Source organism: Streptomyces sp. NBC_00433, assembly GCA_036015235.1.
Taxonomy (GTDB): Bacteria; Actinomycetota; Actinomycetes; order Streptomycetales; family Streptomycetaceae; genus Actinacidiphila.
Genome location: CP107926.1, coordinates 2,051,473 through 2,076,835, shown reverse-complemented (window position 1 = coordinate 2,076,835; position 25,363 = coordinate 2,051,473). Strand labels below are relative to the sequence as shown.

The following is a 25,363-nucleotide window of genomic DNA, read 5'->3' as shown; positions in this document are numbered from 1 at the left end:
CACGCCGCGGTGAGGGCAGCAGAAGGCGTCAGATGCGATCAGCCAGAGCAGAGGAGACCGGGTGGGGCCCGTGCGGGATGAGTGTGAAGCAACTGTTGTGGAGGAAGGAGAGCGCTTCGGCGCTGTGCTGGACGGGTCCGGGGACCTCGATACGCCCGGCGGACCGTCCACGCTCCGCGGCCCGTTGAAGGCAGGCCTGTGGACGGCAATCACTCTTTGCCTGACAACGGTTATGATCCACGTACTCCTGGTATTCCTGCATGTGGCTCCCGCGAACCCTGTCTCGCAGCAGTACCGTCAGCAGGTCGATTCCTGGGTCTATCCACTGTTCGAGCAGGACTGGCGGCTCTTCGCCCCGAATCCGGAATCGGTCAACTGGAATATCTCCGTGCGGACCAGGCACACGGGGCCGGACGGTTCTGCTCACGTGAGCCCGTGGTTCGACATCACCGCTGTGGACGAGTCCGCGGTCGAGCACGATCCGTTCCCGAGCCATACGAACCAGAACATGCTGCGCCGCGCCTGGAGCGCCTATCTCCAGAACTACGGCGGGGGCGACGTGCCGACCTCGCAGCGGGCGGTCATGATGCAGGAATACCTGCGCAATATCGCGGCCGCCCGAGTGGCAGCCCACCGTCCGGGGAGTTTTGAGTCCCTCCAGCTCCGCGTCGTCGCCGTGCCCATCCCCGCGTCCAAAGCACCGGACGGCACGGGCCCGTCGCCGGCACCCGCCAACACCCGCTATCTGCCCTGGTGGAAGGTGAGCTCCCATCGCTACTGATCAGACGCCGCCCGCCACACGCGCACCACAGCGAGCCGCTGCCCGTCCCGACACCGGTCTCCTGGCGTCGGCCATCGACCGGCTCGGCAGGCTCTTCGCCCTGCTGACCGAGACGCCGGTGTCCTTGTACGCCGCCGCAGTGCTGCGGATCGGATACGGGCTGTTCTACCTGGTCTTCCTGCTCCGCGAATTTCCCTACCGCAACGAGATCTGGGGCCCCGGCGCCCCGTGGACCCCGGCGCTTGCCCGGCAACTGTTCGACCAGACCGGCTGGACCAGCGTGCTCACCCTCTCCGACAGCAGGGCCTGGTTCGAGTTCTGCTACGTGACGGCGCTCGCCGTGTCCGCCCTGTTCCTGCTGGGCTGGCGGACCAGGGTGATGTCCATCCTCTTCGCCGGCGTGGTCATCTCCTTCCACGCCAGGGCCATCTTCATGACGGACGGGGGCGACAACCTCATCCTCCTGATGGCCATCTACCTGGCGTTCACCGCGTGTGGCTCGCGCTGGTCGCTGGACGCGCGCCGCCGCGGCCGCCAGGCGCCACCAGCGGGCGGCCCCCCGATCCCCGGCGGCACCCTCCGGGACGACCTGCGCTACGTCCGGAAGACACTGGCAACGGTGCTGCACAACTGTGGCATGTTCCTCATCGCGGCCCAGGTCTGCTTCCTCTACGGAGCCGCCGGCCTCTACAAGGTCCAGGGCAGCTTCTGGGACAACGGCACCGCTCTCCACTACGTCCTGAACCTCCACCTCTTCCGCCCCTGGCCCATGTTGTCCCAGATGGCGGACAGGCACGCGGTACTGATGGCGGTCGTCGGCTATCTGACGGTGCTGGTGCAGGTCGCCTTCCCGTTCGTCCTGTTCGGCAGGCTCAAGTACCCGGTCCTGGCGCTGATGCTGGTCATGCACGCGGGCATCGCACTCTTCCTGGGGCTGCCGCTGTTCTCCGGAGCGATGATCATCGCGGACACGGTGTTCCTGCCGGACCGCTTCTTCCTTCGCCTGACGCAGTTCCGCTTCGCGCCCGGCGGACACATGCGGGATGCCATACACCTGCCGGTCCCCTCACAGAAGTAGTCCGCGGGCTGAGTAGGGCGACGTGCGACCGCCAGGTCACCAGCACGGTGACCGACCGGTCGCACGCTCATTTCCCCGCCCCGACTGTCGAACTTGCCAACGTCTAGGTTTGCCGGCGGGTGTGCGCTGCGCGGTGACGCGGCGGGTCAGGCGGGTGCGGTCGGCGCCGGCGGTCTCGAAATCATGTTCTCCATAACCCGCCTTCCCCTCCCACACGTCACCTGTGCTTCACGGAAGTCCCCCCGTGGGGACAGCGCGCCCCGCCGGAGAGGCGGGAAGGAAAGCGACGCCCCCGCAAGGGGCGATCGCCCAGGGGCTCGGGGAACTGCGAAACAAGCCCACCACCCGGGGAAGATCCGGGAGCGGGGCTCAAGGGGCAGGACGGGCGGAACCCGGGTAGAGAAGGTGGCATGAGCCATACGCCGGCGCCGAGCGCCACCTACCGGATACAGGTGCAGCCCGGCTTCACCTTCGCCCAGGCCGCAACGGTGGCACCGTACGTGGCAAGGCTCGGCGCCAGCCACCTGCACCTGTCGCCCGTGCTGGAGGCGGTGCCCGGCTCGCGGCACGGCTACGACGTGGTGGACCACACGAGGGTCCGGGCGGAGCTGGGCGGGGAGCAGGGCCTGCGGGACCTGTCCCGCACGGCCCGTGAGCACGGGCTCGGGCTCATCCTGGACATCGTGCCGAACCACATGGCCCTCCCCGCCCCGGAGAACCTGAACGGCCCCCTGTGGGCCGTCCTGCGCGACGGCCCGGGTTCCGCGTACGCGGACTGGTTCGACATCGACTGGCCCGCCCTCGGCGGCAAGGTGCTGCTGCCGGTGCTGGGCGAGCCGCTGCCCGACGCGCTGGGCGCGCTCTCCGTGGAGAAGGACAAGGCCGCCGGCGGCAAGGTGCTGCGGTATTACGACCACCGCTTCCCGCTGCGGCCCGGCACCGAGGACCTGCCGCTGCCCGAGCTGGTGGAGACGCAGTGGTACAGCCTCGCCTACTGGCGTGCCGCGCGCACCGACCTGAACTACCGCCGCTTCTTCACCATCTCGGACCTGATCGCGGTCCGGGTCGAGCGGCCCGAGGTCTTCGAGGCCACGCACGCCACCGTGCTGCGGCTGCTGCGCGACGGGGTGGCCGACGGGCTGCGGGTCGACCACCCGGACGGCCTCGCCGACCCGGCGGGCTATCTGCGGCGGCTGGCGGAGGCGAGCGGCGGGCGCTGGACGGTGGTGGAGAAGATCCTGCAGCGCGACGAGCCGCTGCCCGCGGACTGGGCGTGCGCGGGCACCACCGGATATGACGCGCTGGACCGGATCGACGGGCTGTTCACCGACCCTGAGGGCGCCGCCGCGCTCGACGCCTTCCACCGCGACTACACCGGCGCCGACGACGACCGCGGCGGCCGGTGGGCGCCGACCGTGCGCAGGGCCGCCTACCGGGTGGTCACCCGCGACCTGGCGGCCGAGGTCGCCCGGCTGCGCCGGGCGGCGGAAAGGGCCGGCGGCCGCGACCACGGCTCCGAGGTGCTGGACGACGCGATCCGCGAGCTGCTGGTGCGGGTGCCGGTCTACCGCCCGTACGTACCGGCGGGGGGCCCTGCCGACGCGGTGGACGAGGTGATGCTGGAGCAGGCGGCGGGGGACGCCCGCGCGGCGGCCCCGGCCCTGAGTGACGCCGTGGACTTCGTCCGGGACCTGGCGCTGGCCCGCCCCGCCACGGGCCGCAGCGCGGACGCCGACGACTTCACGGTGCGCTTCGCACAGGTCGCCTCCGCGCTGCACGCCAAGTCCGTCGAGGACACCGCCTTCTACCGCTACACCCCGCTGCTGTCGCTGTGCGAGGTCGGCCGCGACCCGGGGCGGCCGGCGACCGCGCCCGCGGACTTCCACGCGTATTGCGCCCGCGTCCAGCGCGAGTGGCCCGCCACGGGCACGGTGCTGTCCACCCACGACACCAAGCGCAGCGCCGATCTGCGGCTGCGCCTCGCGGTGCTGTCGGAGCTGCCCGAGGTGTGGCGGGAGTGGATGGAGCTGCGCGAGGAGCGCGAGGCCCAGCTGGACTGCCCGCCGGCCCCCGACCGGCAGGTGCGCTACACCGCGTATCAGACCGGCGTCGGCCTGGGCTTCTGCCATCCGGACCGGCTGGTGCCCGCGGTGCTCAAGGCCGTGCGGGAGGCGGGGCTGCACACCACCTGGACCGAGCAGGACGAGGCGTACGAGAAGGCGGTCGAGGACTTCGTGGACCGCGGCCCCTGCGGGGTGCAGGTCTACGACGTGAGCGAGTTCGTCGGGCGGCTGCAGTCGTACGCCACCGCCAACTCGCTGGGCGCGGCCCTGCTGCACCTGACGATGCCGGGTGTGCCCGACGTCTACCAGGGCACCGAATTCCCGGTGCACACCCTGGTCGACCCGGACAACCGCGGCCCGATGACCGGGATGTCGGGCGGCACCCAGCGGTTCGGCGTCGGCGGCACGCTGGACGGCCTGCTGTCCGGGCAGCAGCCGCGCGGCGCGGACGAGGCCAAGCTGCGGCTGACCGCGGTGGCGCTGCGGCTGCGCAGGGACCACCCGCAGTGGTACGGCACGGCGGGCGCGTACGACCCGCTGGCGGCCGACGGGCCCGCCGCCGAGCACTGCGTGGCCTTCGTACGCGGCGGCGGCGCGCTGACCGCCGTGACCCGGCTGTCGCGCAGGCTGGAGCAGGCGGGCGGCTGGCGGGACACCGTACTGCCGCTGCCGCCCGGCGACTGGAGCGACCGGCTCGGCGGCGGCACCTACCGCGGCCGGGTGCCGCTGGCCGAGCTGTTCGCGGAGTCCCCGGTGGCGCTGCTCACCCGCTGACCCGCCGTCACGCCCCCGGCAGGGCGGCCTGGTCGGCCTCGGGGAGCCAGTGCCGGGCCGGGTCGTAGTCGAGCCAGGAGTGCTCGGCCGCGGCGGCGGCGAAGGCGGCGAGCAGCCGGGGCAGCACCGCGTGCCGCTCGCCGGTGCGCCAGATCGCGTGCCAGGCGTAGAGCGGTGCCGGCCCGGTGACCGGGATCTCGCTCAGGCCGCTGCCGCCCGGCACCTCGACGTCCGCGCACAGCAGCGAGAACAGCTCGGGGCTGTCGGCGAGACGGGCGAGGAAGGGGTCCAGGCCCAGGTTGATGCCGCCGAACTCGCCCGGCACATCGAAGCGCTCGGTGAAGGCCCGCAGGAATTCCACCTTGGCGCGCGGCGCGGGGAACCACAGCCGCGCGCCCCGCAGTTCGACCGGGGTCAGCGCGTCCGCGCCCGCCAGCGCGGCGGCGCTGCTCATCACGGCCTTCACGGGCTCCAGCCTGACCAGCCGCCGGGTGAGGCCGGCCGGCCACGGCTCGTCCAGTTCGTGCGTGCGGCCCAGCGCGAAGTCGATCTCGCCGTCGCGCAGCCCGGCCAGCGCCGCGGTGAAGCCGGGCCGCAGGCTCAACTCGATGTCCAGGTCCGGGTCATGGGCGACGACCTCGCGGACGGTGCGCAGCGGCAGGAACATGTGCCCCCACACGCTGACCCGCAGCGCCCGCTCCTCGTGCCGCGCGGCGGCCACCGCGGCCTCCCCGGCCCTGACCAGCTCGCGCGCCGGGTCGAGGAACCTGCGCCCGGCGTCGGTGAGTTCGACGCCGTGCCCGGTGCGGTCGAAGAGCTTGCGGCCGAGCGCGTCCTCCAGCCGGGCGACCCGCTTGGACAGCGCCTGCTGGGTGAGGTACAGCTCGGCGGCGGCCTGCCCGAAGTGCAGCCGTTCCGCGGTGACCACGAAGGCCCGCACCTGCGCCAGGTCGAGATCCACCGCCGAACCCCCGTCCTCTCACGCCTGCCCGGTCGGCAGGACGATCACCTGCCGCAGGTTAACGTGCGCGGGACGGCTGGTGACGTACGCGATCAGGTCGGCGATGTCGTCGGACGTCAGCGATTCGGGGAAGGCCTTGAACATCCCGTCGAGCTGCGCCGACAACTCGGCATTGTCGATGTGGCCGCCCAACTCGGTGTCGGTCAGCCCGGGTTCGATGTTGGTGACCCTGACGCCGCGCGGCCCGAACTCGGCCCGCAGCGACGCCGACAGGTGCGTCAGCGCGGCCTTGGTGGCGCTGTAGACGGCGTAGCCGGGGAAGGTCAGGTGCGCGCCGATCGACGAGACGTTGACCAGGTCGGCGGTCCCGCCGCCGGCCGCTGCCGCCAGCAGGTCGTCGCGGAAGGCGTCGATGATCCGCAGGGCGCCGGTGAGGTTGGTGTCCACCATCCGCGCCCACTCGTCGCCGCGGCCCGCGTCGATCGGGTTGGGCAGCATGACACCGGCGGCGTTGACCACCAGGTCGGCGGAGCCGAAGGCCTCCCTGACGCGGCCGGCCGCGGCCCTGACCGAGGCGTCGTCGGTGACGTCGGCGGTGACCGCCAGCGCCAGGCCGCCGTCGGCGGCGATCCTCCCGGCGAGCGCGTCGAGCCGCTCGGCGCGGCGGGCCAGCAGCGCGACCCTCGCGCCCTGCCCGGCCAGCAGGCGGGCCGTGGCCTCGCCCATACCGCTGGCGGCGCCCGTGACGACGGCGGTGCGGCCGGTGAGGTCGCCGAAAGCAGTGGTGCCCATGATGTGTGACTCCCTGAAGTGACCCGCGGGGCGGGTGCTGCCGTGCTGACGGCTCCACTGTGCGACGGGTCGCCCGCGCCGCCCAGGGCTGTGCTTTACCTGGGTCCGGCAGTACCAGGTTCGCGTCGCGCGGGTCACCTACGCTCGTACGCATGGACAACACGCTCGGCGACTTCCTGCAGACCAGGCGGGCCAGAATCCAGCCGGAGGACGTCGGCCTGCCCCCGCACGGCAGGCGCCGGGTGCCGGGGCTGCGCCGCGAGGAGGTCGCCCAGTTCGCCGGGGTCAGCGTCGACTACTACATCCGGCTCGAACAGGGCCGCGGCAAGAACGTCTCCGACGCGGTGCTCGACGCCGTCGCCAGGGTGCTGCGGCTCGACCCGACCGAGCACGAGCACCTGCGGGACCTCGCGCGGCCCGCCCGCAAGACCGCGGCAGCGCCGGCCGGCCGCGTACGGCCCGGACTGCGGCTGCTGCTCGACAGCATGGCCGACTGCCCCGCCATGGTCGTCGACCACCGCATGGAAGTGCTGGCCTGGAACGTGCTGTCCGACGCCCTCCACGACTTCGCCTCGGACGCCGCCCACCGCAGCATGCCGCGCCGCGTCTTCCTCGACCCCCGGTCCGTCGACCTCTACCCGGAATGGCCCGCGGTCGCGGCCGAATCCGTCGCCTACCTCCGCCTCCGCGCCGGCCGCCACCCCGACGACGCCCGCCTCACCGCGCTGATCGGCGAACTGTCGATGAAGAGCGAGCACTTCCGCCGCCTGTGGGCCGACCACCTGGTCGGGGAGAAGACCTACGGCGCCAAGCGCATCCTCCACCCCGTGGCGGGCGAACTGCACCTGGGCTACGAGACCCTCGCCCTCCCCGGCGACACCGACCTGACCGTCGTCGTCTACACCGCCCCACCCGGCTCCCCGTCAGCGGAGCGCCTCGCCGTCCTGGCGAGCTGGCACGCGGGCGCCGACAGCCTGGACGGCTCCCGCCAGGGGTGACAACCGGCAGTTGTCGATACGGACGGAAGGCTGTTGGACGCAGCCTCTGACCTGCGATTTTCCTTGATTCGGCGGCTCGGAGCACGCAGCCGCACCGGAGCGAGGAGCTGACGATGAAGGCACTGCTGCCCACAGGGGACCCCGCGAAGCCGGTGGCATACGGCGAGGTGGACGAGCCGCGGCCGACACCCGGTCAGGCACTGGTCAAGGTCGAGGCCTTCTCGGTCAACCGCGGCGAGGTCTTCCGGCTGACCGGCGCGCTGCCCGGCGTCGGGCTCCGGCCGGGCAAGGACATCGCCGGCCTGGTCGTCCAGGCCGCCGCCGACGGCACCGGGCCGCGCGCCGGTCAGCGCGTCGTCGCCCACCCGCCGGGCGGCGGCTGGGCCGAATACGCCGCAGTCGACACCGACCGCCTCGCGGTCCTGCCCGACAGCGTCCCCACCGTCGCCGCGGCCGCCCTCCCGCTCGCCGGCCTCACCGCCCTGCGCCTGCTGCGCACCGCCGGCAGCCTGGCCGGCCGCTCCCTGCTCATCACCGGCGCGTCGGGCGGCGTCGGCCACTACACCACCGAACTCGCCGTCGCCGCGGGCGCGGACGTGACCGCGGTCAGCGCGACGCCCGAACGCGGGCGGCGGCTCGCCGAGTTCGGCGCCACCGTCGTGCACGACCTCGCCGACGCGGTCGGGCCCTTCCACACGGTGATGGAATCCGTCGGCGGCCCGACGACGGCCCGCGCCCTCGCCCTCCTGCGCCCGCACGGCGAGCTGATCTGGTTCGGCCAGGCGTCCCGCCGGCCCGCCGCGCTCGACTTCTTCGCCTTCTTCGACGGCCCCTCCTCCGCGGCGGTCCGCCACTTCCACTACGAGGACTTCCCCGAGCCCTACGCGCTCGACCTCGCCACCCTCGTCCGCCTCGTCGCGGAATCCCGCCTTCACCCGGAGATCGGTCGGCTCGCCGACTGGTCGGCCACGGCGTCCGTCCTGACCGACCTCCACGACCGTCGCATCGCCGGCAACGCGGTCCTCACGGCGGGCCCGTGAACACCCCCTGCGGGGTGCCGTCACGGACTCCACGGTGCCCCTGCGTGGCTGGCTGGCCGCGCAGTTCCCCGCGCCCCTGAAAAACGCTCACCCTCCGGCGCAGAGCCCGGCCCCTGCCAGGAGCAAGCGCCTGACGGCGGAGGACGCAGGGCCCAAAGGGGCGCGGGGAACTGCGCGCCCCGCCGAAGAGGCGGGAAAGATGCGAACGCCACCGCAAGTGGCAACCCCTCAGGGGCGCGAGGAACTGCGAGACCAGCCACCCACGCAGCGGCACTGTGGAGTCCGTAACAGCACCCCGCAGGGAGTGGCGGGGAACCGCGCGACAAGCCCACCGCCCGGGGGAGGGCCCGGTCGGCCGGGAGGAGGAAGGGGGAAGGGGGAAGGGGGAAGGGGGCAACCCCCTGGGGGCGCCTGGACGGCTAGTCCGCTGGGCGTTGGAGGACCACCATGCTCCGGTCCGCCAGGAGGATACGGTCACCGGCGGCGACGCGCTCCCCCGCGCCCGGGGGCACCCCCTCCGGGCGCTCCGTGTCGACGATCAGCTGCCACTCCTTGCCGTGGTTGACCGGGACCAGGAATTCCTGGGCCCGGGGCGCGGCGTTGAACATCAGCAGGAAGGAGTCGTCGGTGACCGGCTCACCGCGGGGGCCGGGCTCGGAGATGGCGTTGCCGTTGAGGAAGACGACGAGGGAGCGGGCGTGGGCGGCCTGCCATTCGCGCTGGGTCATCTCACCGCCCTGCGCGGTGAACCACGCGATGTCGGACAGCTCGTCGTGGGTGCCCTCCACGGGGCGGCCGTGGAAGAAGCGGCGGCGGCGGAAGACCGCGTGGTCGCGGCGCAGCCAGACCATCGTCCGGACGAACTCGTGCATCCGGTGCGCCTCGGTCGCCTCCTCGTCGGTGCCCGGCTTGCCGGGCCAGGCGATCCAGGACAGTTCGTTGTCCTGGCAGTAGACGTTGTTGTTGCCGCCCTGCGTGCGGCCGAACTCGTCGCCGTGGGAGAGCATGGGCACGCCCTGCGAGAGCATCAGCGTGGCGACGAAGTTGCGCATCTGGCGCTGCCGCAGCGCGGTGACCTGCCGGTCGTCGGTGGGGCCTTCGGCGCCGCAGTTCCAGGAGCGGTTGAAGCCCTCGCCGTCGCGGTTGTTCTCGCCGTTGGCCTCGTTGTGCTTGTCGTTGTACGACACGAGGTCGCGCAGGGTGAAGCCGTCGTGGCAGGTGACGAAGTTGATGGAGGCCAGCGGGCGGCGCCCGTCGTCCTGGTAGAGGTCGGAGGAGCCGGTGAGCCGGGAGCCGAACTCGGCGAGCGTGGCGCTCTCGCCGCGCCACAGGTCGCGTACGGTGTCGCGGAATTTGCCGTTCCACTCGGTCCACAGCGGCGGGAAGTTGCCGACCTGGTAGCCGCCCTCGCCGACGTCCCACGGCTCGGCGATCAGCTTGACCTGGGAGACGACCGGGTCCTGCTGGACCAGGTCGAAGAACGACGACAGCCGGTCGACCTCGTGGAACTGCCGGGCCAGGGTGGCGGCGAGGTCGAAGCGGAAGCCGTCGACGTGCATCTCGGTGACCCAGTAGCGCAGCGAGTCCATGATCAGCTGGAGGACGTGCGGGCTGCGCATCAGCAGCGAGTTGCCGGTGCCCGTGGTGTCGGTGTAATACCGCTTGTCGCCGCCGAGCCGGTAGTACGAGGCATTGTCCAGGCCGCGCAGCGACAGCGTCGGGCCGAGGTGGCTGCCCTCGGCGGTGTGGTTGTAGACCACGTCGAGGATCACCTCGATGCCGGCCCGGTGCAGCGCCCTGACCGCGGTCTTGAACTCCAGCACCTGCTGCCCGCGGTCGCCCAGCGAGGCGTACGCGTGGTGCGGGGCGAAGAACCCGATGGTGTTGTAACCCCAGTAGTTGGCCAGCCCGGCGTCCATCAGGCGGTGGTCCTGGACGAACTGGTGGACCGGCATCAGCTCCAGGGTCGTGACGCCCAGTTCCACCAGATGGCTGATCACGGACGGGTGCGCGAGGGCCGCGTAGGTGCCGCGGATCTCCTCGGGCAGGCCCGGGTGGGTCATCGTCAGGCCCTTGACGTGGGCTTCGTAGATGACGGTGCGGTGGTAGTCGATGCGCGGCGCCCGGTCGTCGGCCCAGTCGAAGTACGGGTTGACCACGACCGAGGTCATGGTGTGCGGGGCGGAGTCCAGGTCGTTGCGCGAGTCCGGCTGGCCGAAGCGGTAGCCGTAGACGGACTCGTCCCAGTCGATGTGGCCGCTCATCGCCTTGGCGTAGGGGTCGAGCAGCAGCTTCGCCGAGTTGCAGCGGTGCCCGCGGGCCGGTTCGTAGGGGCCGTGCACCCGGAAGCCGTACCGCTGACCGGGCATCACCCCCGGCAGGTACGCGTGCCGTACGAAGGCGTCGGCCTCGCGCAGCTCCACCGCCGTCTCGGACCCGTCGTCGTGCAGCAGACACAGTTCGATCCGTGAGGCCACCTCGGAGAAGACGGCGAAGTTGGTGCCCGCGCCGTCGAAGGTGGCGCCGAGGGGGTAGGACTGACCCGGCCAGACTTGCATGTCGAGACTCTTCCATTCCTGACCGGGCCGAGCGGCCCGGTCACCTGGTCCTCGCACCCGGCGTTACGTCGCGAGAGGCTGCCGAGCAGCCATCCTCCCATCCGCTCCCACCTGAGGGTGACACAGCCACAACAGCCAGCGACCGTACGAGTGATGGGGTTGTCCGGTAGTAGTCAAGTAGGGTCGATACTGCTGCGACACCCCCCGCACCGCAGTACCCTTCCTTGATCGTGGACGGGGGTGGGAGGCGGTGAAGTGGTGACGTCCGGAGGTCTGATGCTCCCGGGAGGCGGCGAGCAGGGTGACCAGCACGACACCACTGTGGAGGGGTCGCCAGGTGCGGTCACTCTCGCTCAGCCCATGGAGATCGGAGCGGAGCTGGACTGGGGCGCCGACGCCTGGGCGGAGGTACGGACCCGCGCCCGCAGGGCCGGCCGCGCCTACGTCTGGCTGAACCTGGTCGAACAGCGGCTGCGCGCTGTCGTCAACGCGGTGCTGCGCCCGATCTACGAGCCCGTGCACGGCGAGGAGTGGGTGGTCGCCGCCGCGGGCCCGGCCGGGCACGAGTGGGTCCAGCGGGCCGTCGCCGTACGGGAGGTGAGCCGCCGCAAGGGCTTCCTGCTCGACCCCGCCGACGACAACGTGCTGAGCTTCCTGACGCTGCCGCAGCTGCGGGAGCTGGTCGTCCAGCACTGGCCGTGCTTCGAGCCGTACTTCGACGACCGCCGCGACCTCGAACTGGCCCTGGACGAGCTGGAGGTCGCCCGGCACGTGGTCTCCCGCAACCGGGCGCTGTCCCGGACGGTCCTGGACCAGGCGGAGCGGGCCTGCGCGCGGCTGCTCGAGCTGCTGGGCGCGGGAAGCGCCCGTACGGCCGCGCAGCGGCTGCCGGTCGACGCCATCGAGGAGCTGGTCGCCGACCGCTTCTCCGACGTCATCGGCGTCTACGCGGACCGGGTGCGGCTGCAGCGCCAGCTGCCCGTCGAGGACCTCTTCGCCGGGGCCCGGCGGCTGGACGCGGTCGGCATCGGGCTGAACCTGCTGGTGCAGAACTACTCGGGGCGGCGGCTGATCCGGCTCGCCGAGGCGGGCTGCCGGGTGCGGCTGCTCTTCCTCAACCCGGCCAGCAGCGCCGTCCGCCGCCGCGAGCGCGAACTGGGCCTGGGGCGCGGTGAGATGAGCCGCTCCGTGGAGATGAACATCATGCACATGCGGCGGGTGCGGGCCCGGCTGCGCGACCCGGGGGCGTTCGAGATCCAGGTCTTCGACGAGACCCCGCGCTTCACCGCCTACCTGGTCGACGGCGACAGCGGCGAGGGCCTCGCGGTCGTCCAGTCGTATCTGCGCAGGGCGCGCGGCATGGAGGTGCCGGTGATGGTGCTGCGCGGCGGGTCGCGGCGGGTCGTCTCCGACGACCGGCCGGCCGACAGCGGGCTCTTCGAGGTCTACCGCGAGGAGTTCGAGAGCATCTGGACCGACGCCCGGCCGGTGTCCTGACCCCGCGGCGCCGGCACGCCGGGCGCCGCCGGGACTGTCAGTGGTGCAGGCGATGATGGCAGGGCACACGGGGGAAGACGGGGTGGGAAGGGGACTCGCCATGGCATGGCACGAGGATCTGCTGGTCGGTTTCGACCTGGAGACCACGGGGACGGATCCGCGGCAGGCGCGGATCGTGACCGCGGCGGTCACCGAGGTGAAGGACGGCCAGCCGGTGCGGCACCGCGCCTGGCTGGCCGACCCCGGCGTGCCGATACCGGCCGAGACCACCGCCATCCACGGCGTCAGCACCGCGCAGGCGACCGCCGAGGGCCGCCCGGCGCCCGAGGTGGTCGCCGAGGTCGCCGACGCGGTGCGCGGCTACTGGGCGGCCCGGGTCCCGGTCGTCGTCTACAACGCGCCCTTCGACCTGACCCTGCTGGACGCCGAGCTGCGCCGGTACGCGATGCCGCCGCTGGTCGCACCCGGCGGCCGGCCGGGGCCCGTGGTCGACCCGCTGGTCATCGACCGGGCGCTGGACAAGTACCGCCGGGGCAAGCGCACCCTGGAGGCGGCCTGCGCCGTCTACGGGGTGGTGCTCGACGGCGCCCATGACGCGGGCGCCGACGCGCTGGCCGCGGTCCGGGTCGCCCGGGCGCTGGCGGCGCGCTTCCCCGAGGCGGGCGAGGCCGACCTGTGGGACCTGCACACGGCCCAGGGCGGCTGGTATGCCGCCTGGGCCGAGGACTTCACCGCGTGGCTGCGCCGGCGGGACGCCGCCGCGGCCCCGATCCCGGCCGCCTGGCCCCTCCAGCCCGCGGCCTGACACAGCGCCGGGCGGCCGCCCTCGCGGTGCGCCCGGCCGAGGTGCCGGGAAGGTGTGACGGGCGCGGCAGGCGCTCTCCTCCGGACCGGACGCGGCAGGCACCGGTCAGGCGCTCTCCTCCGTGGCGGCGGTGGCCAGCGGCTCGGGTGCCTTGTCGCCGGCCGCGGCCGGCTCCGGCGGCTGCTGGACGACCAGTACCGCCACCACCAGGCCGATCACCGCGAGTCCCGCGGCGCCCAGGAAGGCGCTGTGGTAGCCCGCGTTCACCGCGTCCGCGGGCGTACCGCCGTGGTGGTGGGAGGTGCGCGAGTTGGCGACGGCCGCCAGGACGGCGACGCCCATGCCGGCGCCCAGCCGCTGGGCCGTGTTCACCACACCGGAGACGATGCCGGTCTCGTTGGGCAGCGCGGCCTTCATCGCCGGCATGGTCGAGCCGACGAAGCAGGCCGGCAGGCCCACGGCGAAGATGGCCGCGGCAGGCAGGAAGGCCGTCGCGTAGTCGGCGTGGGCGGGGATCCTGGACAGCAGCAGCAGGGCGACCGTCAGCAGGACAAGGCCCCCGATGAGCACCATCCGCGGCCCGACCGCCTTGAGCGCGCGCGGGATCAGCAGCCGCGCCACCGGGATGCCGGTGACCGCGATCGGCAGCACCGCCAGGCCGGACTTGACGGCGCTGTAGCCGTGCACCTCCTGGAAGTACAGCGACAGGAAGACGAAGACCGGCACGTGCGCGGCGCCGACCAGGAAGCTCACCGCCGAGGAGCCGGTGATGTTGCGGGTGCGGAACAGCCGGAAGGGCAGCAGCGGTGTCTCGACCCGGCGCTCGATCAGCACGAAGCTCAGCCCGAGCAGCACCGCGAGCCCGGCCAGCAGCCAGTGCTCCAGGTCGAGCGAGCCTTCCGCGCCCTTGGTGACGACGTAGACCAGCAGCAGCAGGCAGCCGGTGCCGGTGACCATGCCGGGCAGGTCGAGTTCGCGGCGCCGGACCGCCTTCAGGTCGATGTCGTCGCGCGGCAGCAGCCGGTTGCTGACCAGCAGGCCCACGACGCCGATCGGCACGTTGATCAGGAAGACCCACTGCCAGCCGAGGGCGGACACGATCAGGCCGCCGATCGCGACGCCGCCCGCCGCGCCGACCGCGCCCATCGCGCTCCATACGCCGAAGGCCCGCCGGTAGGCCTCGGGCTCGGTGAAGACCGCGGTGATCAGGGCGAGTTCGGCCGGGATCAGGATGGCGGCGCCGACGCCCTGGACGGCCCGCGCGGCGATCAGCGCCCAGCCGGAGTGGGTCAGGCCGGCCAGCAGGGACGCGGCGGTGAAGACGGTGAGCCCGGTCTGGAACATCAGCCGCCTGCCGAGCCGGTCGGTGGTGCGGCCGGCGCCTAACTGGAAGCCGCCGAAGGTCACCTGGTAGGCACTGCTGACCCAGACCAGCGTGGCGACGCTCATGGCCAGCGCTTTGCCGATGCTCGGCATCGCGAGGTTGACGACGGACGAGTCGAGGAAGACGACGAGTTCGACGCTCGTGAGCAGGAGAAGCGTCCCGCGCTGCCCCGCGAGGTTGTTGGACATGCCACATTCCCTTCCCTGCATGAGAGCCGCCCGGGAGCGGTATACCCGGTTAAGTCTGACACCGGTGCAAGGGTTGGATCAAAGGATGGCGTCGCCGCAGTTGCGCGGGCAGGAAAGGCCGTCAGGAGTGGGCGGCGGAAAGGCCGTCGGGAGTGGGCGGCGGGAATGCCGTCGGGAGAAGGCGGCGGCGGGGGACCGTCAGAACGAATACCAGCGGACCGTCGCGTCGCCGGACCGCAGCGACGCCACCCGGCGGCGGAATTCGCCGCGCGCGGCCGGGTTGGCCGCCGCCTGCTGGGCGACCCAGGCGCAGCCCGCCGTCTCCCGCGCCCCGCGCAGCACCTCGCTGCCCTCCCACTCCGCCACATCCCAGCCGTAGGCGTCGGTGAAGGCGGTGTAGGCGGCGGGCGGCACCCCGTAGCGGTCGCGGTTGAGGGTCTGCACCACGAGGTCGTGCTCGCGCAGGTCGGAGGAGAAGGTCTCCAGGTCGACCAGGACCGGCCCGTCCGGGCCGATGTGGACGTTGCGCGGCAGCGCGTCGCCGTGGATCGGGCCGCGCGGCAGATACGGCACCAGGTCGGTGACGGCCGCGGCCAGCCGGTCCTTGCGCGCCCGCAGGAAGGCGGCGTCTGCCGGGTCGATCGCGTCCCCCGCCAGCCGCAGCCAGCGCTCGACGCCGCCGAGCAGATCCCGCGGCGGCAGCCCGAAGTCCGGCTCGGGCAGGGCGTGCACCAGCCGCAGCAGCGGGGCGACGTCGGCGGGCTCCGCGGGCCGCAGCGACTCGGGGAGCCGCTGCCAGTAGGTGATCGGGTGGCCGTCGACCAGCCGCACCTCGGACTCGGCGGACCGCACCGCGGGCACGTCGTGCTTGGCGAGCCAGTCCGCGGTGCGCACCTCGCGGCGGGCGCGGTCCATCAGGTCGGCGCCGCGGCCGACCTTGATCACCAGCCGGCCGGCCGCGAAGACCGCGTTCTCCCCGAAGGAGAGCAGTTCGGCCGACGGGTGGCCGGCGGTCTCCAGCACCGCCTGCGCCCGCTCCCGCGTGAACACCGCTTCCGCCATGCCCCGACCTCTCCGAAGTCCACCCGACCGGGCGGCAGTCCGCCCCGCCGCCCGCTCGCATATGCCAGTGTCATCGACCATGTGTACGGACAGGGCAAGTGTCCCACTGCGGCGCCCCGGTTTTCCGCGTGGTTTGCCGCCAGTCCGCTCCGAATACGTACCCCGGTGAGCGATGACTTCGTACCGCCCGGCAGGTCGGTATGTGCGAAGACCGCCGCCCGGCGGCCCCGCGGAAGGAGGCCATGTGGTGGCACCGGCCCCTGGACCTGAGAAAGCCGCAGGTCACAGCTGTGGTACGGCGGTGGTCAGCGTGGACGCGGCCGGGCTGCCCGCCACGACCGCGACCCTCGGAGCGCTGGCCACGCTGCGGCTCGCTGCCCGCCGCACCGGCCATCGGGTGCGGTTGTGCGGTGCGTCACCCGGACTGCGCATGCTGGTGCAACTCTCCGGGCTCGGCGGGGAGTTCGAGTGGGAGCCCGAAGAGCGGGAAGAGCCGGGCAGCGTCGTGGAATGACGTCATCGTGCTGATCCGGCCGCCGGAGGTCTCGATCACCTGGAGGGCGAACGCCAGGAAACCGCCCTCGGGTGTCGGGCGGTACTGCGCGAAGCCCGGCAGCCCGCTCGCCCCGACCGGCACCAGGTGCGACCCCGCGCAGCCGGCGCCGATGGTCGCCATGAAGTCCCGTATGTCGTCGTGACCGGTCACCCACATCGGATAAGGCGGCATGTTGAGCACCGCGTCCTCGTGCAGCAGGGTGGTCAGCGACGCCAGGTCGTACCGCTCGAAGGCGTCGACATAGCGGGCGAGCAGCGACTCCCGCTCCTCGTCCAGCGCCGTGTCGCGCATCGCGGTGTCGGCCGACGCGCCGGCCTCCGCCAGGGTGGCCCTGGCCCGCTGCAGCGCGCTGTTCACCGACGCCACGGTCGTCTCCAGCAGCTCCGCGGTCTCGCTGGCCTTCCAGGCCAGCACCTCGCGCAGGATCAGCACCGCCCGCTGACGCGGCGGCAGATGCTGCAACGCGGCGACGAAGGCGAGCCTGACGGTCTCCCGGGAGACCACCACGTCGGCCGGGTCGCCGCCCTCGGGCACCACCCGGCCGTCGGGGGCGGGCTCCACCCACATCCCGTCCGACGTCGGGTCGGGCAGCACCGCGTCGGCGTGCGACGCGGGGGAGAGGTCCATCGGCCTGGCCCGGCGCTTGCCGGCATTGAGGCTGTCCATGCACACGTTGGTCGCGATGCGGTACAGCCACGACCGCAGGGAGGAGCGGCCCTCGAACCGGTCGGCGGCCCGCCAGGCCCGCACCAGCGTCTCCTGCACCGCGTCCTCCGCCTCGAAGGCGGAGCCGAGCATCCGATAGCAATAGCCGGTCAGCTCCACCCGGTGCTGCTCAAGGCCGCGCTCGACCTCGTCGGCACCCGTCACCGTCGTTCCGCTCGCGCTGCTCTCCCGTACGGTCATGTCCTCCACCGTAACCGCGACCACTGACAGTGCCCCCGTACCGTTTCGGTACGGGGGCACGCCGTGGCGGAAGCGCCAGGTCAGACGCGGTCGGGCAACTGCTCCACCGGGTGCGGCGCGGCGGCCGGCGGCTGTGGCAGGGCCGACTCGTCGTGGGTGAGGTCGGGCATCCGGTGCATCCAGCGCGGCAGGTACCAGTTCCGGTCGCCGAGCAGGGTCATCACCGCGGGCAGCAGCACCCCGCGGATCACGGTGGCGTCGATGAGCACCGCGAAGGCCAGGCCGACCCCCATCTGCTTCATGCTCTGCATCGACAGGGTGCCGAAGATCGCGAAGACGGCGACCATGATCACGGCGGCGCTGGTGACGACGCCCGCGGTGGTGGTGATGCCGTGCTCGATGGCGCCCTTGGTGGCGAGCCCGCGCATCCTGGCCTCGCGGATCCGGGAGACCACGAAGACGTGGTAGTCCATGCTCAGCCCGAAGAGGATCACGAAGAGGAACAGCGGCAGCCAGGCCACCACCGCGCCGGTGCCGTGCGCGCCCACCAGCGACGCGCCCCAGCCGTGCTGGAAGACCGCGGTGAGGATGCCGTAGGCGGCGCCCACCGACAGCAGGTTCAGCACGATCGAGGTCAGCGCGATGGTCAGCGACCTGAAGGACAGCAGCATCAGCAGGAAGGCGAAGACGGTCACGAAGGCGAAGACCGGCGGCACACTGCTGGTGATCTTGTGGGTGAAGTCCATCGACCCGGCCGTCTCACCGGTGACCGGCGCCTGCACACCCGCCACCTTCAGGAGCGTGTCGGGGCGCACCTGGTCGCGCAGCAGCTTCACGTCGGCCTCGGCCTTGGCGCGGTCGCTGCCGCCCTCCAGCGGTACGTCGATCGTGGCGATGTCCTGCGCGCTGTGCACGGTGACGGTCACCGGGCCCTTGCTGGCGCCGGAGGAGACCGCCTCGGCGCGGAAGGCGGCGATGGCCTCCTTGACCGCGGGGGAGTCGATGTCGCCGGCCTTGACCACCACGTGGGCGGGGTCGGGGCCGCCGGGGAAGGCGGTGTTGATGTGGTCGTAGGTCTGGATGATCGGCAGGCCGTCGCCCAGTTCCTGCTGCATCGACAGATTCGCGGTCTTCATGCCGAAGGCGGGCAGTGCCAGCGCCAGCAGCGCGCCGCCGGCGACGACGGTGGCCGCCCTGGGGTGGCGCAGCACCGGGCCGAGCACGGACCGCCAGAAGCGGCTGTTGCCGGGCGCCGCGGGACGGCCGGCGGCCTGCTGCCGCCTGCGCCGCCGGTTCAGGAACGGGATGCGGCCCTTCTCGACCCGGTGGCCGAGCAGCGACAGCAGCGCGGGCAGCACGGTGACCGAGCCGAACATCGCGATGGCGACCACGATCATCGTGGCCACACCCATGGCCTTGAAGTCGCCGATGCCGGTGAAGAGCATGCCCGCCATGGCCACGATCACGGTGACGCCGGAGATCAGGATCGCCCGGCCCGAGGTGGCGGCGGCGATCCGCAGCGCGGTGTCCGCGTCGTGCCCCGCGGCCCGCTCCTCGCGCTCCCTGCGCAGGTAGAACAGGCAGTAGTCGACGCCGACCGCGAGGCCGACCAGCAGCATCACCGAGTTGGCGGTGTCGCTCATCGGCACCAGGTGGCTGACCACCGCCACCACGCCGCCGGCCGCGACGAAGGCGGTCATCGCCAGCGCCACCGGCAGCAGCGCCGCGACCAGAGCGCCGAAGGCGATCAGCAGGATGCCGAGCGCCAGCGGCACCGCGGAGAACTCCGCGGTCTGGAAGTCGCTGCCGAAGGCGTCGTTGAGCACCTTCTCCGCGCTGGCGTCGCCGAACTCCTCGATCCGCAGGTCGGGGTGCTTCGCCTGGACCCGCTCGACCACGGCCATCACCGGGTCGACCCGGTCGGCGGCGGTCTCCTGGTCGCCGAGCATGTCGAACCGCACCAGCGCGGAACGCCCGTCGGCGGAGACCGACTTGGTGTCGTAGGGCGAGGTGACCGCGGTGACCCCGCCGGTGGACCTGACCGCGCTCATCACCTCGCCGACCACGGTACGGAAGCCCGGGTCGGTGGCGCTGCCCGCGCCCTTGGCCTGGACGAGCACCATCTCGCTCGCCGGGGGCTTGAGCCCCGCGTCGTCGTTGATCGTGGCGGCCTGGCTGACCTCGCCGGGCATCGACCGGTCCTCGTCGACGTCGACCCGCCCGGCCGACTGGCCGACGAAGACCGCGAGGATGACGAAGAGCAGCCACCCGCCCACCGCGGCCCACCGGTGGCGGGCGCTCCAACTGCCCATCGATGCCGCGATGCCCATCCTGCTGCCGTGTGCGCGTGCGCGACTCACGGTGTCCCCCTTGTAAGGCTCGTCTCGGGTGGCGGCGCCGGGCCGCTCCTTCCACCAAGGACGCTACGGCCGGGAGACGTGCCGACCCATCCGGCCTGCTGGTGACTTCACAGCGGGCCATCTCCCCCTCGGGGGTGGGGACAACCCCACCATCACGGGGTGTGTGTCCCTTACACGTACGGCAGTGAACGCCCAGGCCACACCCGGTGCGGGCCGGCGGGACGGCTCAGGCGGACAGCAGCCGGCGGGCGGCCGGCCGCAGCGCCTCGTCGTAGCGGCGCAGCAGCAGCCCGGCCACCTCGGGGGCCGCGCCGAGCACCGGCGCCAGCAGGTCCGCGCCCGCCTCGCGGGCGCCGCGGGCGATCCGGTCGGGCAGGAAACCGGGCGCGATCACGTACGGTGCCACGGCGATCCGCCGCACCCCTTCGGCGCGCAGCGCCCTGACGGCGTCCTCGGTGCGGGGCAGGGACGCGGAGGCGAACGCGGGCCGCACGGCGCACCAACCGGTGTGCCGCCACTCCCGCGCGATTTCTGCGATCACCGCGCCCGCCTCCGGATCGGTGGAGCCCGCCGAGGCCAGCACGACGCCGGTCGACGGGCGGTCACCGGGCCGCAGCCCGGCCTCGGACAGCCGGCGCTCCAGCGCGGCCGTCAGCAGGGGGGAGGGACCCAGGACGTCCGCGGTGCGCAGCCGCAGCCGGGGCAGCGCCGCGGCGGACTCGCGCAGCACCGCGGGGATGTCGGTCTTGGCGTGGAAGGCCCGGGTCAGCAGCAGCGGCAGCGCCACCGCGTCCGTGACGCCGTCGGCCGCGAGCCGGCTGACGGCCTGCGGCACCGAGGGCGCGTTGAAGTCCAGGAAGGCGGTGTCGACCCGCAGCCCCGGCCTGGCCGCCGCCACCCGCCGCGTCAGCGCCCGCACGGTCGCGGCGTGCCGCGGGTCGCGGGAGCCGTGCGCGATGACGAGCAGCGGGGGCGCGGACAGGCCGGGGCGCAAGGTCACTGGCTCCGCGCGGTCAGTCCGCGGGAGCGCAGCACCCAGCGCTCCAGCGGGCTGAAGATCAGCAGGTCGATGGCGATACCGACGAAGAGGATCAGCAGGATGCCCAGGAAGACGCCGGCCATGTCGGAGCCCTCCCGCATGTTCTCCAGGTAGCGGCCGAGCCCCACACCCAGGTCGGGCGAGGACGCGATCAGCTCGGCGGCCATCAGCGAGCGCCAGGAGAAGGCCCAGCCCTGTTTCAGGCCCGCCACGTAGCCGGGCAGCGCGGCGGGCAGCAGGATGAACCACGCCCCGCGCAGCCCGGTGGCGCCGATGGTGCGGCCGGCCCGCAGATACAGCGGCGGCACCTGGTCGATGCCGGCCACCAGGCCGTTGGCGATCGACGGCACCGCGCCGAGCAGGATGACGGCGTACATCGTGGAATTGTTCAGGCCGAGCCAGATCACCGCGGCCGGCACCCACGCCACCGAGGGCAGCGACTGCAGACCGGACAGGATCGGCCCGATCGCGGCCCGTACGAACGGCACCCTGGCCACCACCAGGCCCAGCGGGGTGCCGATGATCAGGGCGGCGACGAAGCCCAGCAGGCCGTGCGACACGCTGGTCCAGATGATCGAGAACAGGTCGCCGGCATTCCACCGGTCGGCCAGCTCCTGGCCGACCGCCGAGGGGCTGGGCAGCTTCGTCCGGTCGGCGAGCTTGGCCCAGACCGCAAGCTGCCACACCACGAGGACCAGCAGGATCGCGCTGATCGGCGGCAGCACCTTCTTGACCAGCACCTGCCCGATCGGGACGCGCTTGACGACGACGGTGTCCAGCGCGTCGAGGCCCGCCTCAAGGCCCGACAGGTCGTGCCGGTCGGGCCGCTCGCCCGCGGGGGCGTCCGCGGGCGCCTTCTCCAGGGGCGCGGCGTCCTGCGCCCCCGACGTCTCAGTGCTGGCCATGGCGGCGGATCTCCCCACGCAGTTCTTCGGTGATCTCGACGGAGAGGTCGGCCACGGCCGCGTCCTCGATCCGGCGAGGCTGCGGTATGTCGATGGACCACTCGCGGTTGATCCGTCCGGGCCGCGACGAGAGCAGCACGACCCGCTGCGCGAGCCGTACCGCCTCCCGCACGTTGTGCGTCACGAACAGCACCGACAGGTCGGTCTCCGACCAGATCCGGGTCAGTTCGTCGTGCAGCACGTCCCGGGTGATCGCGTCCAGCGCCGCGAACGGCTCGTCCATCAGCAGCAGCTGGCTGTCCTGGGCGAGCGCCCTGGCCAGCGCGACGCGCTGCCGCATACCGCCGGACAGCTCGTGCACCCGCTTGTCGTACGCCCCGCTCAGCCGCACCAGCGACAGCAGCCGCTCGGCCTCGGGGCGGCGCTGCTCGCGCGGCATCCCGCGCATCCGCAGCGTCAGTTCGATGTTCTTGCCCGCGGTCAGCCACGGGAAGAGCGCGTGCTCCTGGAACATCAGGGCCGGCCGGCCACCGGGAGTCACGATGCTCCCGGTGGACGGCTCGTCGAGCCCGGCGACCAGGTTCAGCAGCGTCGATTTGCCGCATCCCGAGGCCCCCAGGAGGCAGACGAACTCGCCGGGGCGCACATCGAGTGTGATGTCGTCCAGCACCAGCTGCTGGGCGCCGGGCCTGCCGAACGCCTTCGACACATGGTCGAGCCTGGCCGCGGGAGCGGCGCTTTCCGCGTCCTGCGCGGCGGCACTGGTGAGAGTGTCGGCCATGGAAGTCACCTCCTGGGGTTCTCGGTTGGATCAGCTGGTCGGTTGCTGCCGTGTGCCCTGCCGCGCCGCTGTCACTGGGTGCCGAGACCCGCCGCGTCGACCGCCGGCTGCCCCTGGGCCTTGAGGACCTTGTTGAGCAGCGTCAGGTCGTAGATGCCGTCCAGCTTCGGCGCCTTGAGCAGGCCCGCGGAGACCGCGTGTTCGGCCTCGGTCTTGGCGGTCGCGGCCAGCGGGTCGTCGAGCACCTGGATCGACGCCCACGCCGGGTCCAGGACCGCCGGGGCCAGCGCCTTCTGCGTCAGGTCCTTCAACTCGGCGTTGGCGTCGGCCTTGGCCTTGTCGGAGTTCGCCTTGATCCACGCGTTGGTCTTCACCGAGCCGCGCAGCACGGCCTCGACCACGTCGGGGTGAGCCGACAGGAACTTCTGCGACACGATCACGTTGGTGATCACGAACTGCTTGTTCGGCCACAGCGTGCCCTCGTCCAGCAGCACCTTGGCGCCCTCGGCGACCAGCTTCGAGGCGGTGGGTTCCGGCACCCACGCACCGTCGATGGAGCCGTTCTTGTACGCGTCGGGGGTGATCTTGTTGTCGGTGCGCACCACCGACACGTCGCCCTTGCCGCTCTGCGCGTCGACCTTCCAGCCCTGCGACTTGATCCAGTTCAGCAGTGCCACGTCCTGCGTGTTGCCGAGCTGCGGGGTGGCGATCTTCTTGCCCTTGACGTCCGCCAGGGTCTTGATCTTCGCCGGGTTGACCACCAGCTTCACACCGCCCGAGGCGGAACCCGAGATGATCTTCAGGTTGGAACCGCCGGACTTGGTGTAGCCGTTGATCGCGGGGGAGGGGCCGATCCAGCCGATGTCGATCGCCCCGGCGTTCAGCGCCTCGATCTCGGCGGGACCGGCGTTGAAGGTGGCTTCCTTGATCTTCGTGCTGCCCAGCTCCTGCTGGAAGAAGCCCTCCTTGAGCCCGACCAGAGCGGTGGCGTGGGTCAGGTTCGGGAAGTAGCCGATCTTCACCTCGTCGGCGGAGAGCTTGGTGGCGGTCGTACCGGTGGTACCGCTCGCCGCCGCGGGGGCGGTCGAGTTGGAGTCGTCCGACTTGTCGTCGGAGCCGTAGCCGCAGGCGGCGAGTGCGCCGAAGAGCAGCGGGAGCGCGGCGGCCACGGCGATGAGTCTGTGGCGCGGTGCGAAGGTGCGGGTGGCAGGGCTGACTTGCGCAGACACGGGTGTGTCCTCTCGTAAGGCCCGGCGTGTCGCGCGCTAGGGCGCGGCCGGAAGTTCGTCAGGTCTTCGAAGGCGGAGCATCGGGGCGCGCGAAGCGCGACAGGGGCGTGCGCCGACGGCCGCGGCTGCGCCGCGAACCGCCGTAGAACGGTTCAGCCCGCACATCGTGCGACCCCGCCCGTACCCGAGCCGAGCGAGCCGCTGCCGACGCGCCCGCCCTCCTTCGCAAATCCCGAGAAGGCTTCCTGAGCCATGATCAGAAGTCCCATCCCTCGTCGTCGGCCGCGCCACCGGCGGCCGACGGGGGCTCCGCGAACGCCTCGCCCGCCATACCGGCGGTCAGCGTCGTACCGTCCGCGGGGTCGATCAGCAGGAACGACCCGGTCAGCCGCGTCATCGCGTAGGCGTCGATCGGCAGCGGCTCCGCGGTGCGCAACTGCACCGCGCCGATGTCGTTGACCTCCAGGGCCGCCGGTTCGTTCTCGTGCGCGAGGCCGTGCGACAGGTCGATCCGGTAGGGCAGCGCCTTGACGATCGCCTTGACCGTACGGGTCGCGTGCTTGAGCAGCACCCGGTCGCCGATCCGCAGCGGCCTCTCGTGCAGGTGGGCCACCGTGGCCCGTACGTCCTGCGTCAGCGCCGGCACCGAGCCGGACGGCGCGATCAGGTCGCCGCGCGAGACGTCCAGGTCGTCGGCGAGCAGCACGGTGACCGACTGCGGCGCCCACGCGGTGTCCACGCGGCGGCCCAGCGCGTCGATGCCGGCGATGGTGGTGGTACGCCCCGAGGGCAGTACGGTCACCGGCTCGCCGACCCGCAGCAGGCCGGACGCGATCTGGCCCGCGTAGCCGCGGTAGTCGTGGTGCTCCGCGGTCTGCGGCCTGATCACGTACTGCACGGGGAAGCGCGCGGGGCAGCCGGTCAGGTCGTGGCTGACCGGGACCGTCTCCAGGTGTTCGAGCACGGTCGGGCCGCCGTACCAGTCCATGTTCGCCGACGGCTCCACCACGTTGTCCCCGGCCAGCGCCGAGATCGGGATCGCGGTGATCTCCGGGACGCCCAGCGAGGCCGCGTAGGCGGTGAACTCCTTGGCGATGGACGCGAAGACCGGCTCGGCGTATTCCACCAGGTCCATCTTGTTGACCGCGAGCACCACGTGCGGCACCCGCAGCAGCGCGGCGACCGCGGCATGCCTGCGGGTCTGCTCGACCACCCCGTTGCGGGCGTCCACGAGCACCACGGCCAGCTCGGCTGTCGAGGCCCCGGTCACCATGTTCCGCGTGTACTGCACATGGCCGGGCGTGTCGGCCAGGATGAAGCGGCGGCGGGTGGTGGCGAAGTAGCGGTACGCCACGTCGATGGTGATGCCCTGCTCCCGCTCGGCCCGCAGGCCGTCGGTGAGCAGCGCGAGGTCGGGCGCCTCCTGGCCGCGGCCGAGCGACGCGCGCTCGACGGCCTCCAGCTGGTCGCTGAGCACCGACTTGGAGTCGTGCAGCAGCCGGCCCACCAGGGTGGACTTCCCGTCGTCGACCGACCCCGCGGTGGCGAACCGCAGCAGGGTGGTCGCGGACAGCTGTTCGGCGGTCAGCGGGCTCGTGGTGGTCAT

19 protein-coding genes are annotated in these 25,363 nt (G+C 72.4%); 7 read left to right on the top strand and 12 right to left on the bottom strand.

Going from position 1 to position 25,363, the window contains the following annotated elements:
- Positions 1-97: 97 nt before the first annotated feature.
- The 3 genes from OG900_08465 to treY all read left to right on the top strand — a co-directional run bounded on the left by OG900_08465 (position 98) and on the right by treY (position 4,696).
- Positions 98-781 carry a DUF5819 family protein gene (locus OG900_08465; GenBank protein ID WUH90131.1) on the top strand — a complete coding sequence of 228 codons (684 nt, stop codon included), beginning with the start codon at positions 98-100 and terminating at the stop codon, positions 779-781.
- 118 nt (positions 782-899) lie between these two features.
- Entirely contained in the window at positions 900-1,859 is a 960-nt protein-coding gene (locus OG900_08460; GenBank protein ID WUH90130.1) for an HTTM domain-containing protein, read from the top strand.
- A 410-nt stretch (positions 1,860-2,269) separates the two neighbouring features.
- Positions 2,270-4,696, top strand: a complete 2,427-nt coding sequence (gene treY / locus OG900_08455; GenBank protein ID WUH90129.1) for a malto-oligosyltrehalose synthase — start codon at positions 2,270-2,272, stop codon at positions 4,694-4,696.
- A gap of 7 nt (positions 4,697-4,703) precedes the next feature.
- Here the strand turns inward: treY and OG900_08450 are convergent, their stop codons facing one another.
- Both OG900_08450 and OG900_08445 read right to left on the bottom strand, forming a co-directional pair.
- Positions 4,704-5,657, bottom strand: coding sequence for a LysR family transcriptional regulator (locus OG900_08450; protein WUH90128.1), 954 nt, complete (start codon positions 5,655-5,657; stop codon positions 4,704-4,706).
- An 18-nt stretch (positions 5,658-5,675) separates the two neighbouring features.
- A complete protein-coding gene (locus OG900_08445) occupies positions 5,676-6,449 on the bottom strand; it encodes an SDR family oxidoreductase (protein WUH90127.1) in 774 nt (257 codons plus the stop codon).
- A 152-nt stretch (positions 6,450-6,601) separates the two neighbouring features.
- On the opposite strand from OG900_08445, the gene OG900_08440 reads away from it, so the two are divergent.
- Both OG900_08440 and OG900_08435 read left to right on the top strand, forming a co-directional pair.
- A complete protein-coding gene (locus tag OG900_08440; GenBank protein WUH90126.1) occupies positions 6,602-7,447 on the top strand; it encodes a helix-turn-helix transcriptional regulator in 846 nt (281 codons plus the stop codon).
- Positions 7,448-7,560: 113 nt separating this feature from the next.
- On the top strand, positions 7,561-8,487 hold the full coding sequence (locus tag OG900_08435; protein ID WUH90125.1) for a zinc-binding dehydrogenase: 927 nt from the start codon (positions 7,561-7,563) through the stop codon (positions 8,485-8,487).
- Between the two features lie 419 nt (positions 8,488-8,906).
- On the opposite strand, the gene glgX is transcribed toward OG900_08435, so the two are convergent.
- Positions 8,907-11,045, bottom strand: coding sequence for a glycogen debranching protein GlgX (gene glgX, locus OG900_08430; protein WUH90124.1), 2,139 nt, complete (start codon positions 11,043-11,045; stop codon positions 8,907-8,909).
- Between the two features lie 258 nt (positions 11,046-11,303).
- On the opposite strand from glgX, the gene OG900_08425 reads away from it, so the two are divergent.
- A complete protein-coding gene (locus OG900_08425) occupies positions 11,304-12,542 on the top strand; it encodes an SAV2148 family HEPN domain-containing protein (protein WUH90123.1) in 1,239 nt (412 codons plus the stop codon).
- 100 nt (positions 12,543-12,642) lie between these two features.
- Complete coding sequence (locus OG900_08420; protein WUH90122.1) at positions 12,643-13,347, top strand: exonuclease domain-containing protein; 705 nt, start codon at positions 12,643-12,645, stop codon at positions 13,345-13,347.
- A 105-nt stretch (positions 13,348-13,452) separates the two neighbouring features.
- Here OG900_08420 and OG900_08415 read toward each other — a convergent pair whose 3' ends face one another.
- From OG900_08415 to OG900_08375, 9 genes are all read right to left on the bottom strand, one after another.
- Positions 13,453-14,919: an MFS transporter gene (locus OG900_08415; GenBank protein WUH90121.1), complete on the bottom strand. Its 1,467-nt coding sequence runs from the start codon at positions 14,917-14,919 to the stop codon at positions 13,453-13,455.
- Positions 14,920-15,117: 198 nt separating this feature from the next.
- Positions 15,118-15,981: an aminoglycoside phosphotransferase family protein gene (locus OG900_08410; GenBank protein ID WUH90120.1), complete on the bottom strand. Its 864-nt coding sequence runs from the start codon at positions 15,979-15,981 to the stop codon at positions 15,118-15,120.
- Positions 15,982-16,396: 415 nt separating this feature from the next.
- On the bottom strand, positions 16,397-17,443 hold the full coding sequence (locus tag OG900_08405) for a sigma-70 family RNA polymerase sigma factor (protein ID WUH90119.1): 1,047 nt from the start codon (positions 17,441-17,443) through the stop codon (positions 16,397-16,399).
- An 80-nt stretch (positions 17,444-17,523) separates the two neighbouring features.
- Positions 17,524-19,773: an MMPL family transporter gene (locus OG900_08400; protein WUH95676.1), complete on the bottom strand. Its 2,250-nt coding sequence runs from the start codon at positions 19,771-19,773 to the stop codon at positions 17,524-17,526.
- A gap of 256 nt (positions 19,774-20,029) precedes the next feature.
- Positions 20,030-20,785, bottom strand: a complete 756-nt coding sequence (locus tag OG900_08395) for a sirohydrochlorin chelatase (protein WUH95675.1) — start codon at positions 20,783-20,785, stop codon at positions 20,030-20,032.
- 14 nt (positions 20,786-20,799) lie between these two features.
- Positions 20,800-21,747 carry an ABC transporter permease gene (locus OG900_08390; GenBank protein ID WUH90118.1) on the bottom strand — a complete coding sequence of 316 codons (948 nt, stop codon included), beginning with the start codon at positions 21,745-21,747 and terminating at the stop codon, positions 20,800-20,802.
- The gene (locus OG900_08385; protein ID WUH90117.1) at positions 21,734-22,528 is read right to left on the bottom strand and encodes an ABC transporter ATP-binding protein; all 795 of its coding nucleotides are present in this window, start codon (positions 22,526-22,528) and stop codon (positions 21,734-21,736) included. The genes OG900_08390 and OG900_08385 overlap by 14 nt, the downstream gene beginning before the upstream one ends.
- 71 nt (positions 22,529-22,599) lie before the next feature.
- Positions 22,600-23,757: an aliphatic sulfonate ABC transporter substrate-binding protein gene (locus OG900_08380; protein ID WUH90116.1), complete on the bottom strand. Its 1,158-nt coding sequence runs from the start codon at positions 23,755-23,757 to the stop codon at positions 22,600-22,602.
- Between the two features lie 256 nt (positions 23,758-24,013).
- The gene (locus OG900_08375; GenBank protein ID WUH90115.1) at positions 24,014-25,363 is read right to left on the bottom strand and encodes a GTP-binding protein; all 1,350 of its coding nucleotides are present in this window, start codon (positions 25,361-25,363) and stop codon (positions 24,014-24,016) included.